Origin of the sequence: Bacillus cereus group sp. BfR-BA-01408 (assembly GCF_022663305.1) — a bacterium.
Classification (GTDB): domain Bacteria; phylum Bacillota; class Bacilli; order Bacillales; family Bacillaceae_G; genus Bacillus_A; species Bacillus_A pacificus.
Map to the genome: position 1 here is coordinate 1 of NZ_JAKUFF010000095.1, position 13911 is coordinate 13911.

The window sequence follows — 13911 nt, forward strand, 5'->3', positions numbered from 1 at the left end:
TTTTCTATCCATTTAAATATGCATCCCAATCGTAGTCTTCAATTTTATAGAATCTACCTTCATCATTTCTTTCATATGCACATAATGGTGGTTCCTCAAGAAATTTCAAAATAGTATCATCTATATTCAATATGACTCCAATTGAAATAATTTGAAAGTTTTTAGGATCATTCACATAGTCATCACTTTCATAGCCACTTAAAATTGACCAACCAGAGTCGCCTTCTTCTCTCGAATCCTCCTTAAGCATAAAGTTAAATTCTCTTCTTTCAAGTACATCATTACTAACAATTACCTTCGTATCAAAATAAAAATCCCAATCTTTTGAAGATGGGTCGTTATATTCCGTATCACATATATTTTCAATTCCAAATGAAATTTTATCACCTATTTTTAAATCTAAGCGATATGGTTCATTGCTCAGTTCCCCTACAAACTTCTTCTCATTTCTTTCAATGATTTCAACCCACATTCTTTCACCATTAAATCCATCTTCTTCCTCATTTTTAGATACAAAAATTAGCTTTACCAAATCTCCAATCTTTAATTTCTCCAACACTTCTGAGCTAGGAAGATAGAATGTATAGGGCGCTTCTTTATTTATTTCATAAACATTATCTAAGTACCAAGACATCTTTTTCTCTCCTTAAAGGCTTTTTACACTCATACTTTTAAAATAATACTATTTTTTCTTCCGGCAAACTACTACCATAGAATAGCAATCTCCCCCTAACTCATTGCCTTCCCAATCATTATATATATGTAATAATTCAAAACCATTCGCTACTAATAATCTTTCTAACTCCTGCGGGTATGTATAGCGAAGATCTATCGTTGTTTTCAGTTCTTCTACTAGTACATCGTCCTCATAAAACCTTCTTGTTGTTATGTAATGCTGTATTTGCTGAATTGAATCGTATATCATTTCAGTATATAAATCACATTTTCTTCCCTTTTCATCACTAATAGTTGTCCAATATTCTTCTGCAGATGGCTGTATTAATTCTTCTTTTGAAGGGAAACGTGTATCGAATATGAATATACCATTCTCAGCTAACACATGATGAATAGATGTTAATAATTGATTTTGATGAATATTTGTAAGGAAATGCTGGAATCCATGCCCCACCATAAATGCTAGCGAAATGGTATCTTCAATGTTCAATTGTAAGCAGTCTTGTTGTAACCATTTTACCTTCTTACAATCCATAGTTTTTCTCTTCGCTTCAGCAAGCATTCCTTTATGTATATCTACACCGATCATTTGATATCCGTTTTCTATAAATGGAATTGTAATTCTTCCTGTTCCACAAGCAATATCTAGAATCCATTCATTTTGTATATGTAGTTTTTGTGCCCATGATAGTAAGAACGGAAAATCTGACAAACTTTTATTTTCAATATCATATCGTTTTGGATTTTCGTATTCAGATAAACTCCATTTTGATTGCAAAATTCTTCCTCATTTCATATTTACACTTAAATTTAATATATAAATTATAACGAATTATTAGTTTTTTCTCTATAATCAAACATAATTACTTGGACTAATCTAACTTTCCTTTTCGTAAGCTAAAAATAAGGTGGAAGAATCGGAGTGTGATACGATGGAACGATTATGGATTCCTATGATAGTTACATTTTTTTCATTTGGTGGCTTATTATTAGGCGGTGCTGTTGGCATTGCTACGCGCCAGCTAATTGAAGAAAAAATGCATCGTTTATATGCATTATGTGGTGGAATTTTGCTTGGTCTTTTATCCCTTGAAATTATTCCTGAAACATTTGCAAGCTATGAAATAATTGGGCCTATACTTGGTATAGCTATTGGTATTTTAGTTATGAGCTTATTAGATAACTATTGTCACCATCCAACCATACATAAAAAAAATCAACAAGCATGGCAAACTTTCCTTTTTCTTTCTTTTGCTATATTTATTCATAATTTGCCGAGTGGCTTTGCTTTAGGTACTGCTTTTATTAATCATGCTGACTCTGCCATACCTTTTTTAATAGCGATCGTCGTTCACCATATTCCTGAAGGCTTAGCATTAATCATCCCCTTTCTCTTTACAAAACATAAATATATTTCATTTTTATTAACAACTTTATTACTTTCTCTTATTCTCGGTACCGGTACGGTTTTTGGTATCTTAATGGAAGGAAAAGCGCTTCATTTACAAGGACTCATTATGGGGAGTGCTATCGGTTCCCTTGGCTATGTTACAATTCATGAAATGCTTTGGAAGGCAAAGAAACAGCTTTCTTTCCTTACATTTTTAATGTGGGCAACTAGTGGATTTTTATTAATAACAGTATTTACACTATTTACTGGCCATCATTAAAGTTAAAAATATAATCATTTGTATATTTTTCCTGTTTCTCCAAAACATAATGTTATCTACCTACTATAAGGAGGAACAATTATGTTTGGGAAAACGGCCGGTGAAGCACTAGTTGATTTGTTAATTGACTGGGGAGTAGAACACATATACGGAATGCCTGGAGATTCTATCAACTCTATTATTGAAGCTTTAAGAAAAAAACAAGATAAAATCAAATTTATTCAAGTTCGCCACGAAGAGGCTGGCGCATTAGCAGCTGCTGCTTATGCGAAATTAACAGGGAAACTTGGTGTTTGTATGGCAATTGCAGGACCTGGAGCTATTCATTTATTAAATGGTTTATATGATGCGAAACTCGATAAGGCTCCTGTGCTAGCAATTTCAGGTCAAGTAGAAACTGATTTACTCGGAACGGATTTTTTCCAAGAAGTAAACTTGGAAAGAATGTTCGATGATGTCGCGGTTTATAATCAGCGCATTATGTCAGCAGAACAACTACCAGCTGTCGTGAATCAAGCAATTCGAATGGCTTATACGAAAAAAGGTGTATCTGTTCTTACGATTCCAGATGATGTTCCAAAATTTGAAGTAAAAAATGGTGCTCGTGTTACAAACACTTCTTTTACTTTACCTGAATTATTTCCGCAAAAAGAAGATTTAGATGCAGCGAAACTCGCAATAAATGAAGCGAAAAAGCCTGTGATTTTAGCTGGAAAAGGTACGAAACATGCGAGAGAATCTTTACTTGCATTGGCAGAACATATTGGTGCTCCAATCGTACTTACATTGCCAGCTAAAGGAATTATTCCTGATGAACACCCTCTTTGTATTGGTGGATTAGGATTAATTGGCACGAAACCTTCTTATGAAGCAATGAAACATGCAGATACTTTAATTATGGTTGGTACTTCCTATCCGTTCACTGGTTTCTTACCTGAAAAAGCAAAAACACTCCATATCGATACCGATCCGGCCCAAATCGGAAAACGGTATGTAACAGATATCGGCTTAGCTGGTGATGCTGATAAAACATTAAAATGGTTACTTGAAAATGTAGAAAAACATGAGGACCATTCCTTCTTAGAGCATCATCAAGAAATGATGAAAAAGTGGGAAGAAAAATTACACAATCAAGAAGACGATTCTTCTACTCCTATTAAGCCACAACGCGTTATGCATGCACTGCAACACGTAGCTCAAGATGACGCAATATTATCAGTCGATGTCGGAAATGTAACAGTATGGACAGCAAGGCACTTCCGTATGACAAATCAACAATTTATCATTTCTAGCTGGCTTGCAACTCTTGGCTGCGGTTTACCTGGTGCACTCGCTGGAAAAATTGCTTTCCCGGATAAACAAGTATTTGCGGTTTGTGGAGACGGTGGTTTTGGAATGACAATGAACGATTTCGTAACAGCTGTTAAATATAAACTACCAATCGTTGTCGTCGTTTTAAACAATAATAAAATCGCCATGATCAAATTCGAACAAGAAGTTATGGGGAATATCGAATTTGGTACAGACTTAACAAACCCTGATTTTGCAAAATACGCGGAGGCGTGCGGAGGTATTGGATACCGCGTTGAAAATTTAGATGAACTACTTCCTGCTTTCGAAAGTGCGGTAAAACAAAGTAGACCATGTATTATCGATGTAGTTGTAGATGCTAATGAAGCACCAATGCCAGCAAAAATCACATTTGGTCAAGCAGCTGGTTATACGAAGCATATGATAAAAGAATTATTTGAAGAGGGTAAGATTGATTTACCTCCACTATAAACAAAAAAGATAGCTGAAAACGATTTGTCTTCAGCTATCTTTTTTATTTTTGTATATCTCTATAGAAAGAAAAATCATTCACAGTAGATTGTACTTGTTTCTCTTCCTTTACTTCTTTATCCTTACTCCTAGGCATTCTTACATTTCCTAGTTTAATCGCATCTTGCATACTATTACTAACTAGATTTCCTGCGAGAATTGTCATACTGTAAAAAGCAATCGGTATAAGTACAATCCATGTATGAGTAGTTAAGTGACGGAAATTTTGACCAATTAGACCTGTCCATTCCTTTGTTACACTATCTGCATCTAATCCAAATAATATCGTTCCACCAAAAAACAACTTAAGTAATCCAAGATGTAAAAGAAGTAATAGTACACTTACAAATTGTTGAGCTACTAATAAAAGAAATGATGGTAACATATGCGGCCATATATGGCGCTTCAACCTCTGCCACTTACTCCCGCCGAGCACAGTAGCTGCCAACATAAATTCTTCTTTCTTAATACGTTTTACTTCTTGCGCTACATACAACATCACTGTTGGTACAGCAAGACATACAAGAACTATAATTTGAAATGCTACCCGCAAATACAACGGCACAACTTCTGCTCCACTATCAAACGTTAATACTTCATTTAACATAAAATAAGAAATCATAACCATCGGTACAATACTAAAAGGATCAAAAAAGGATGAAATAACTGGAAAAGAACGTTTACCATACATACCAAGAAGTAAACCAATTCCCCCTCCAACTATAACTCGTAAAATCGCTATAATTATACTCGCTCCAACTGTCCATTTTGCACCTTCTATTATTAATTGAACAAGGTCACGACCTTTCACATCACTTCCAAACCAAAATTTACTTGATGGTGCAAATGGAGCTGCTTCTAATTCTCCTTTTTCGTTATACATCATCGTAAGTTCGCGAATATTCCCATCAAAAAACAACGTATATCCAATACTAACAATCATTAGCACACTCAAAAAAGTAGTACCTATCCAAAATCTCACATCTCTTTTTACAACTTGCCACATATTACACACGCTCCTTTATAACATTTTGTAAGAACGTATGTAATAAACGAAATAGTATAAAAAGCGGTACGTATAATATTACTAGACTCACCGTAAATATTTCTAATTTCGAATTTTCTTTTACAAAAACAAACATACCATATGTATTGAAAATCCATTCGATAATATATAAATTGGAAAGCATAAATAAAATATTTGTTTTCGCGTAATAAATTGTCGTTAATAAAACATTTCTTGAAATATGATGTGTCAAAATATACCGTAAGCTTAGCCCTTTACTCTTAGCAAACAAACTATAATCTTTCTCTAATTCTTCTTTAAACCGTAATAACAACAGTTTAATAAACAATAATGTTGTTGGTATTGTAAGACATATAATTGGTAACAAACGTATCCTTTCTTCCCCTAATCCAGCCAGTTTGATCGGCATAAATCCTGTTTTTTGAAACATAATTACGACAAGAAGTTGCGATAATAAAATAAGTAATATATCTGGTATACTCTCAAGCGTAAGAAAAATCCCGTTCCACATTTTCTGTTTCATATGAGAACGCTGTAATACCCAAACAACAAGTATATACGCTATAAGCAAAGATAGTAAAAAAGCTGATAGAAATACAATCATCGTTTCAATATAATGAATCCATATTTGCGGAAATAGTTTTCTTGAATCCCGAAATCCATATGTAATTTCACCCGGTTGAAGTAACTTCCCTCCAAGAAATACAATCGTGTTCCAAAAACCGATTAAATCAATTTGTAATCCCTTAAATAAACGCGGTAGCGCTCCTAGGCAGATTATACATAAAATTGCAGCTACTAGTTGTAAACAAGTAATCCCACACCACTTAACCATTCTCATCAACATAACGATTTCCCCTTACCGTTCGATAGAATATTCAGAAACAAAAACTAAATATATCACATCTCTTCAGCTACAGCATGTACTCGCTTTTGCCCACTAGGTAGAATAGCTTGATATAAACATGTAACAAATAATAATAAACCAAATAAAATAATATACAATGTATCTGCACGAATCCATTTTGGGAATAACATTGCTATCGCACCGAGAGATAAAAGCTGGAATCCTGTCGTTAATGGACTAAGTAAGCTTTGTACACGCCCCATGAATGACTCTTCTACAATTTCATACATCCAGCCCATGATTGCAACATTAATAAACGGTAAAAAGAATGTCGCAAAAGCGATACATACGTAAAAAGACCATACGTGGTTTACAAAGTAACACATACCGAAAAAGATCCCTGAGCCCGCCATACCAAATACAATAATAGGTTTGGGTGCATATTTCTTACCTACACTTGTTGCTACTATACTTCCAATTAGTAATGAAATCCCTCCAACTGCACCGCCCACCATCGCTAAACTTTCATACGTTGCTGGTGCTAATTTATATTTTAATATGTAAGTTGTGGATACGCTTAAAATACCATTTAATAGTCCAAACACGATAAATCCTAAAAGTAATTTTTTTAAAGTTTCATTTCGATATATATACTTGATCCCTCCTTGAAACTCTGTTATTAACATCTTCAAATTAACTTCTTTCCATTTTGTTATACCGTTTGGTAAACGAACTTTTTCTGGAATGGAGATCGTTTGAATTAAAATACCACTCATAATAAAAGTGAGCGTATTTACTAAAATGCTCCCGTAAATTCCAAAAGTCCAGTACACCATCGTTGCAATTCCTACACCAAACAAAGCATACAAACTATTTACCATTTGATTCACACCTGCTGCTGCACCGTATTGGTCTGATTCAACTACACCCTGTATCATCGACTGTTCTGATGGAGAGAAAAATTGTATACATGCATTTTCCAAAAATAAAAATATGAAGACAAGTATAATCATCCCGTAATAAAGCGAAATTAGAATTCCAATATTACAGAACGAACAGCATATGTTACTTACCGTACAAATACGCTGTCTATCAAAACGATCCACTACTGTCCCTACTAATAAAAAAAAGATTAATGCAGGTAATGCCATCATAATTTGTGTCATCGTTGCGTAAACTGGTTGTTTTCCATATTGATCTAGCAAATAAAACATTAAAGAAACTCCAGCAATCATAGAACCGAGTCGCTCTAAAATATTCGCTAGAAAAAAACGTGCATACACTTTGTTGCGAAATAACTGTAACATTTCTTTCATACTTCGTATCCTTTCTCTCGACAAAATAGTATTATTTTAGTCATTTCTCAGAAGTTATATTATATTTTTCGACTATTATCCAATCTTTTCCTTCTATATAGAGAACATTATAAAAAAGACTCTTGTTTTTTTATAGAAGAGTCTTTTTTATTTAACTTCGCTTTTTTTAATGATATATCTCGCTAACTTTTTTAATTCTCTATAGTTCGGATACACTTTATTTATTTTACAAATGTATCGGACATCCACTCATAAAACTTTTCCTTCTCTTCAAATTGCGGATAATGCGCGGATTTTTCAAAAGTAATAAATTCTTTTTTCTCTGCTTCAATTGTATTAAAATATGTTTTTGCTGCATGAGATGAAGTGTTATAGTCATATTTCCCCATAAGGAAATAAAACGGTAGCTTCAGTTTCGTCACCTTAGTAGGCAATGGATTCTTTAAATCCTTTTCTAATAAGATTGTTTGAGATTTTGATAATCCAACGTTATAACGAATTACGTCAAACAAGTTATATTCATTACTGAGTAACATTCCGATGTTATCACCATCTGGGTTTTCAATGAGTCTTGATGTTCCACCATATTTCGCAACATAATTTCGCGGAGTGTATGTATCGCCATTTTTAATTTTTTCAGTTAATCCATTAAAATAAGAAACTTCATCTGTATTCCCAGCATTTTGTGCCTGTTCAATTACATAGTTTAAACTATCCATTTCACTTTCTACTGTATCACTCATCTGCCCTATCCCAACATACACTTCGTATTTTTCAGGTGCTTTATTAGCAGCTTGCATTCCGATATATGTACCGTAAGAATGACCAATTAATATTACCTTTTCTTTTCCCATACGTTTTGAAATATACTCTGTCATAGCTAATAAATCCTCTACAAGAAGATCTGATGTAAGATTTGAATAGTCCTCAAAGAAATGATACGATTTCCCGCTTCCTCTTTGATCATAATTAACTACGGTGAATTTCTCTTCCAATAATTTTTGATACTTTTGAGCATATGGTATTTCTGAAGTACCTGGTCCACCATGTACAAAAATAATTACCGGATTGTTCTTATCTTTGCCGCGTATCATAATTTCATGACCACTTCCATTTATCTCTACTTGCTCTAATGTACTTATACTATTTTCCCTATTTATTTGCGAGGTCCATGTAGGAAATACTAGCGCTACCATTAGTGTTAGTGTAGTTATGACTCCAATAAATGTTATTAATTTTTTTATCTTCTTCATAAGACGCATCCTTTCTTATAAATTTGTAAAAATAACAATTTAATTCTATAAAACTACATTATTAATATCCTATACACTTCTTAACATTCCGCTATATAAACTCTTAATATCTTCTTAATTTTCAATACATTAATCGTAGAAAAACTTGATCACTGGTATTACAAATATAGAAAAAAAGCCCTTGTTTTCAAACAAGGACTCTTTTCATAAACTACTTAGCTACCTCTTCTTTCGGCATTACCATACCTTTATAAAGTTGAACAGTTATCCAGTAATAGATGAAATAAATGACTAAGAAAATCCCAATTGGCACCCACACTTTTACAAACGGGTCAACTAATATGAAGCTAAATAAGTTTAGCCCTACTAACACGTGGGAAATTCCAATAACCGCTGGGAAGATAAATAAATATGAAATTTCTTTATATATACTTTTTGTTAACATACTACGTCTCACACCAATTTTTCGTAACATTTCATAACGTCGTACGTCACGAGAAGCACCTGTTAATATTTTGAACATAAGGGAACTTGCCATCATTGCTAAAAATGCAATTCCGAGGAAAAATCCCATAAACATTGTTCCGCTCATGAAGCTGTTCATAAATTGATAAATTGTCATTTTCGTAAATAAGTCTACTTTTGCACCTGTTGCTTTTTCAATTTGTTCTTTTTGTCTCTTATCTATATCAATCAACAACGGTTTATATTTTTTCATATCGTCTACTTTTGCTAATGTTACAGTGTGTTCTGTTCCTTGAATTCCTTTATAATGTGCTTCATCTGCAATTCTTACAGGTTTTCCGTTAAATTGATTATGTGTAATTTGTATTTCTCTTACAATTGCATCTTCCCAATCTCTCGGCATACGAGGAAATTTTGCTAATTCAGGAGACTCTAAAGCAGAATATACTGGTTCAGTTAAAGGTTCAGTCACACGTTTACGAACAGGCTCTTTTAAGGTTTTTGTATCAAAGTGATCTGAAACAAGTGGCGGTTTCGCAGTTAAATCGTTACGTAAGTAATAAACCGCTTCTCCATCAACTTTATACTTGTACTGGCTTTCTTCAACAATTTCCATTTCTTTTAATGCAGCTATATCTTGTTCATTTGGATCATGAATTACGACATCATATACACGTGAGAAGTCTGTCATAATACCTACATTTTTTTGGAATGCCATACCTGCAGTCATCGCACCTGCGCCCAATGCAATTAACATTGCTACAGTACCTAGTACTCTCGATAAGCTATTCACTCGGAAACGTAGCTGTGCATATGTAAAACTATTTAAGCCCGTTTCATTTCGTTTTTTATTCCCTTTAATTTTCATCACAAAAAATGGGAGCAATGAACTAAAGATAAAATATGTTCCAAGTGTTGTAACGATTGTTGCTATTATAAAACCGAGTTCAGCAAACGTTTTTATATTTATCATAAAATAGTATCCTGTACTTACTAGTAATACACCAAGTACAGTCATTATAATAATGCGAGTTTTACTTTTCTTCACTTCATCTAGTGTTTCATCTTCACGTATTAATTCTAGTTCTGTTTTTCGTAATAAACGGATACTATTCATTAAACCAGTAATAAAAAATAGTATTACGAAGAAAATAGCTGTAACTAAGATTGCTGGTGTATATACAGATGAATAACTACCTTTTGCTGAAATTTCCATACCATTCATTAAAAAATTTCCTGCTACACTTGCAAGTAACATCCCTACTAAAATTCCTATAATAATACTAACAATACCCATACCGAATGTTTCAATAAATAATAACTGTGCTACTTTTTTCTTTTTCGCTCCGAGCATCATGTACATACCGAGTTCTTTTCTTCTTAATGTGAGTAAGAAAGAATTGGCATATATAATATAAAATACAGTAATGAAAGATAATAGTATGGCACCTACCCAAAATACGAGTCTAATACTACTAATGAGACTATTATCTTTCGTAAATTCACTATTCATCGCCATCGTTTGGAACATGTAGAAAATACTAATGCTAATAACGAGACCGATAAGTAAAACCATATAATCTTTTAACATTTTTTTCATACTATGACGTGATAATTTGAATAACATAGTCTCACCCCCTACTTAGACTCTGCAGCTGAGCCCATATGAGCAAGCACACCTAATATATCTTGATAGAAATCTTCTCGCATTCCTTGGCGCTTTAACTCTTTATATAGAAGACCATCTTGAATAAATAATATACGCTCACAATAACTTGCACTAAATGCATCGTGTGTAACCATCAAAATACTTACATTGTGATTTTCATGTAAATCTTGCATCGCTTCTAATAAGCTTTTTGCATTTTTACTATCAAGCGCTCCTGTCGGTTCATCTGCTAATACGATTGCTGGATTATGTACTAAAGCTCGTGCTGCCGCTGTTCTTTGCTTTTGTCCACCAGAAACAGCAGTTGGATATTTTGTTAAAATTTCAGTAATCCCTAATTTCTTCGCCACCTCATTTACCTTTCCAGTAATCTCACTTGAAGGTACACCTTGCAGAGAAAGTGGTAAAGCAATATTTTCATAAATTGATAAGTTTTCTAGTAAGTTAAAATCTTGAAAGATGAACCCTAATTTTTGAGATCGAAAATCTGATAATGCATTCCCCTTCATAGAAGTAATATTTGTACCAGCTATTGTCACACTACCACCTGTCGCTTGATCCAATGTACTAATCACATTCAATAAAGTTGTTTTTCCAGATCCAGAAGGACCCATAATCCCGACAAATTCCCCTTCTTTAATATTTAATGACACACCCCTTAATGCTTTTGACTGATTCTCATTTCTTTTCCCATACGTTTTTTCTACACTTTCTACAGTAACTACATTTGTTGACATCTCTTTCACTCCATCCCTTTTGTATAAATTTAATTTCTCACACATTTCTTATCTTTTTCTCATGTAAATTCTTAATAATTTTTTAATTATTCTAACTAAAAAGGTTATACAGATAACATGAACCTATTTCCTACTTCATATTCTCATCTTTCTACAACTCGTTCCTTCGATTTCGCTTACATTTACCTTACATTTTTGTAAGGTAAACAAGAAAACACACCAATTTTTAATGGTGTGTTTTCTTTACACTCAATATTCTCTATTCTTTATTTCCTCTTCAATACTTGAGACAAATACATCTAGCGCAACAACTTCTGACTTCTCTCCTCCATATTTACGTACATTCACAGCTCTGTTCTCCATTTCCTTATCCCCAATAACAAGTACATAAGGAATTTTTTGCATTTGTGCTTCTCTAATTTTATATCCTAATTTTTCATCTCGTACATCTCGTTCGACACGAACACCAGCTTGTGCTAATTTATCCGCAACCTCATCTGCGTATTGTACATGGACTGCATTCGAAACTGGAATGACCTTCACTTGAACTGGCGCCACCCATGCCGGGAATGCACCTCCAAAGTGCTCAATTAATATTGCTAAGAAACGATCTAAAGATCCTAATACTGCCCTATGAATGACAACTGGTCTTTTCTTTTCATTCTTCTCATCTATATAATTTAAATCAAATTTCTCTGGCATTTGGAAATCAAGCTGGATTGTTCCGCACTGGTGACTTCTATTTAAAGCATCTTTAATATGGAAGTCAATTTTTGGTCCGTAAAATGCACCGTCACCTTCATTTAGTCTATATTTATAATTCAATGAATGTAATACATTTGCTAACGCCGATTCTGCTTGTTCCCACAACTTATCATCGCCCATTGAATCTTCTGGACGTGTAGAAAGCTCTACTTCATACTGGAATCCAAAAGTTTTATATACGTAATCAATTTGCGCCATTACGGATTTAATTTCATCTTCAATTTGTTCTGGAGTTACAAATAAATGAGCATCATCTTGGCAAAAAGTACGAACTCTTAATAGTCCATTTAATGCACCGCTAAATTCATGTCGATGCACTTGACCAAACTCACACATACGGATTGGCAATTCGCGATAAGAGTGTAATTTATTTTTGAACATTAACATATGACCAGGACAGTTCATTGGCTTTAATGCAAAGCTCTTATTATCTACTTCTGAGAAATACATGTTGTCCTTGTAATGTCCCCAGTGTCCTGATTTCTCCCACAACTCTTGGTTCATCATAAACGGAGTACGTACTTCTTGATACTTATACTCTTTTTGAATTTCTCTTAAAAATGCTTCTAACTCATTTCGGATAATTTGACCTTTCGGTAAATAAAACGGCATTCCCGGAGCCTCTTCAGAAAACATAAATAACTCAAGCTCACTACCTAATTTACGATGATTTCTTTTTGCTGCTTCTTCAACGAAATGTAAATACTCTTCTAATTCTTTTTGAGAAGCGAACGCAACACCATATATGCGCTGAAGCACTTGGTTATTACTATCACCTCGCCAATATGCACCGGAAACGTGAGTTAATTGAAATGCTTTCAAATAACCTGTAGATGGTAAATGTGGTCCTCTACATAAATCTACAAATTCACCTTGTTTATATAGTGTTACACTTTCCCCACTAGGAATTGCTTCTAAAAGTTCTAATTTCAAGCGGTCGTTCATTTCTTGAAACAGTTTAGCTGCTTCTTCTCGAGAAACCTCAACTCGTTCTATCTTTATATTTTCATTTATGATTTTTTTCATTTCTTTTTCGATTTTCCGTAAATCTTCTATGTTTACACTACTTGGAAGATCCATATCATAATAAAATCCATTTTCAATAACAGGCCCTACTCCAAGATTTATATCACCATACAATCTTTTTACAGCTTGCGCTAAAATATGTGCCGCGGAGTGTCTTGCAATTTCTACACCTTCATCTGAATCTATAGTAATGATTTCTACTTCCGCATTTTCTTCAATATTTCGGCGTAAATCATATAACCCATCATTTACTTTCCCCGCAACTGCTTTCTTTTTTAAACTATTGCTAATGGATCCCGCAATTTCTTCTAAAGTAATTCCTTTTACAAATTCTTTCACACTACCATCTGGAAATTTAATTTCAATCATTTGTTCTTTCATTTTTCATCTCTCCATTTCATAATAAAAAGCACACTCATCCCTAAAATAGGGACGAGCGTGCTTATACCCGTGGTTCCACCCAGATTCCCATCATAAAAAACATAATGGCTTCATTTACGGTAACGTCGTTTACACGGCACTAGATACTTCATTTCCCCAGTGCAGCTCTAAGGTGGTAAGTTATTTTTCTGCGTTAGGAAGTTCTCAGCTTTCCTTCCTTCTCTGTATAACCGGGGAAAATAACTCGTGTCCTTTTCTT

At 33.8% G+C, this 13911-nt stretch carries 11 protein-coding genes; 2 read left to right on the plus strand and 9 right to left on the minus strand.

The genetic code is table 11. From position 1 onward, the window contains the following. Positions 1 to 4 precede the first annotated feature (4 nt). Together MR083_RS24030 and MR083_RS24035 are read right to left on the minus strand one after the other, a co-directional pair. Positions 5 to 634 (minus strand): immunity protein Imm33 domain-containing protein, encoded by a 630-nt coding sequence (locus MR083_RS24030; protein ID WP_000119251.1) that lies wholly within the window; start codon positions 632 to 634, stop codon positions 5 to 7. A 48-nt stretch (positions 635 to 682) separates the two neighbouring features. Next, positions 683 to 1453 (minus strand): class I SAM-dependent methyltransferase, encoded by a 771-nt coding sequence (locus MR083_RS24035; protein ID WP_001190950.1) that lies wholly within the window; start codon positions 1451 to 1453, stop codon positions 683 to 685. Between the two features lie 154 nt (positions 1454 to 1607). Between MR083_RS24035 and MR083_RS24040 the strand changes: the two genes are divergently transcribed. Next, entirely contained in the window at positions 1608 to 2345 is a 738-nt protein-coding gene (locus tag MR083_RS24040; protein ID WP_000440596.1) for a ZIP family metal transporter, read from the plus strand. Positions 2346 to 2426: 81 nt separating this feature from the next. Then, positions 2427 to 4127 carry a pyruvate oxidase gene (locus tag MR083_RS24045; protein WP_000467237.1) on the plus strand — a complete coding sequence of 567 codons (1701 nt, stop codon included), beginning with the start codon at positions 2427 to 2429 and terminating at the stop codon, positions 4125 to 4127. Positions 4128 to 4170: 43 nt separating this feature from the next. Here the strand turns inward: MR083_RS24045 and MR083_RS24050 are convergent, their stop codons facing one another. The 7 genes from MR083_RS24050 to thrS form a co-directional block, all read right to left on the minus strand. Beyond that, complete coding sequence (locus tag MR083_RS24050) at positions 4171 to 5172, minus strand: ABC transporter permease subunit (RefSeq protein ID WP_000267892.1); 1002 nt, start codon at positions 5170 to 5172, stop codon at positions 4171 to 4173. 1 nt (position 5173) lies between these two features. Beyond that, positions 5174 to 6040 carry an ABC transporter permease subunit gene (locus MR083_RS24055; protein ID WP_000929039.1) on the minus strand — a complete coding sequence of 289 codons (867 nt, stop codon included), beginning with the start codon at positions 6038 to 6040 and terminating at the stop codon, positions 5174 to 5176. Between the two features lie 53 nt (positions 6041 to 6093). Then, a complete protein-coding gene (locus tag MR083_RS24060) occupies positions 6094 to 7356 on the minus strand; it encodes an MFS transporter (RefSeq protein WP_000661750.1) in 1263 nt (420 codons plus the stop codon). Positions 7357 to 7577: 221 nt separating this feature from the next. After that, positions 7578 to 8609, minus strand: a complete 1032-nt coding sequence (locus tag MR083_RS24065) for an alpha/beta hydrolase (protein ID WP_000721366.1) — start codon at positions 8607 to 8609, stop codon at positions 7578 to 7580. Between the two features lie 211 nt (positions 8610 to 8820). Further along, a complete protein-coding gene (locus MR083_RS24070) occupies positions 8821 to 10701 on the minus strand; it encodes an FtsX-like permease family protein (protein WP_242269940.1) in 1881 nt (626 codons plus the stop codon). A gap of 11 nt (positions 10702 to 10712) precedes the next feature. Next, entirely contained in the window at positions 10713 to 11480 is a 768-nt protein-coding gene (locus tag MR083_RS24075; RefSeq protein WP_016717448.1) for an ABC transporter ATP-binding protein, read from the minus strand. Between the two features lie 249 nt (positions 11481 to 11729). Continuing rightward, positions 11730 to 13652 (minus strand): threonine--tRNA ligase, encoded by a 1923-nt coding sequence (gene thrS, locus MR083_RS24080; RefSeq protein WP_242269941.1) that lies wholly within the window; start codon positions 13650 to 13652, stop codon positions 11730 to 11732. Between the last annotated feature and the right edge of the window lie 259 nt (positions 13653 to 13911).

Excerpts from the sequence above, each read along its gene's own strand:
- MR083_RS24070 (WP_242269940.1), bottom strand. The coding sequence starts at position 10,701 with ATGTTATTCAAATTATCACGTCATAGTATGAAAAAAATGTTAAAAGAT.
- MR083_RS24075 (WP_016717448.1), bottom strand. The coding sequence starts at position 11,480 with ATGTCAACAAATGTAGTTACTGTAGAAAGTGTAGAAAAAACGTATGGG.
- MR083_RS24055 (WP_000929039.1), bottom strand. The coding sequence starts at position 6,040 with ATGTTGATGAGAATGGTTAAGTGGTGTGGGATTACTTGTTTACAACTA.
- MR083_RS24050 (WP_000267892.1), bottom strand. The coding sequence starts at position 5,172 with ATGTGGCAAGTTGTAAAAAGAGATGTGAGATTTTGGATAGGTACTACT.
- MR083_RS24045 (WP_000467237.1), top strand. The coding sequence starts at position 2,427 with ATGTTTGGGAAAACGGCCGGTGAAGCACTAGTTGATTTGTTAATTGAC.
- MR083_RS24040 (WP_000440596.1), top strand. The coding sequence starts at position 1,608 with ATGGAACGATTATGGATTCCTATGATAGTTACATTTTTTTCATTTGGT.
- MR083_RS24060 (WP_000661750.1), bottom strand. The coding sequence starts at position 7,356 with ATGAAAGAAATGTTACAGTTATTTCGCAACAAAGTGTATGCACGTTTT.
- MR083_RS24065 (WP_000721366.1), bottom strand. The coding sequence starts at position 8,609 with ATGAAGAAGATAAAAAAATTAATAACATTTATTGGAGTCATAACTACA.
- MR083_RS24030 (WP_000119251.1), bottom strand. The coding sequence starts at position 634 with ATGTCTTGGTACTTAGATAATGTTTATGAAATAAATAAAGAAGCGCCC.
- thrS (WP_242269941.1), bottom strand. The coding sequence starts at position 13,652 with ATGAAAGAACAAATGATTGAAATTAAATTTCCAGATGGTAGTGTGAAA.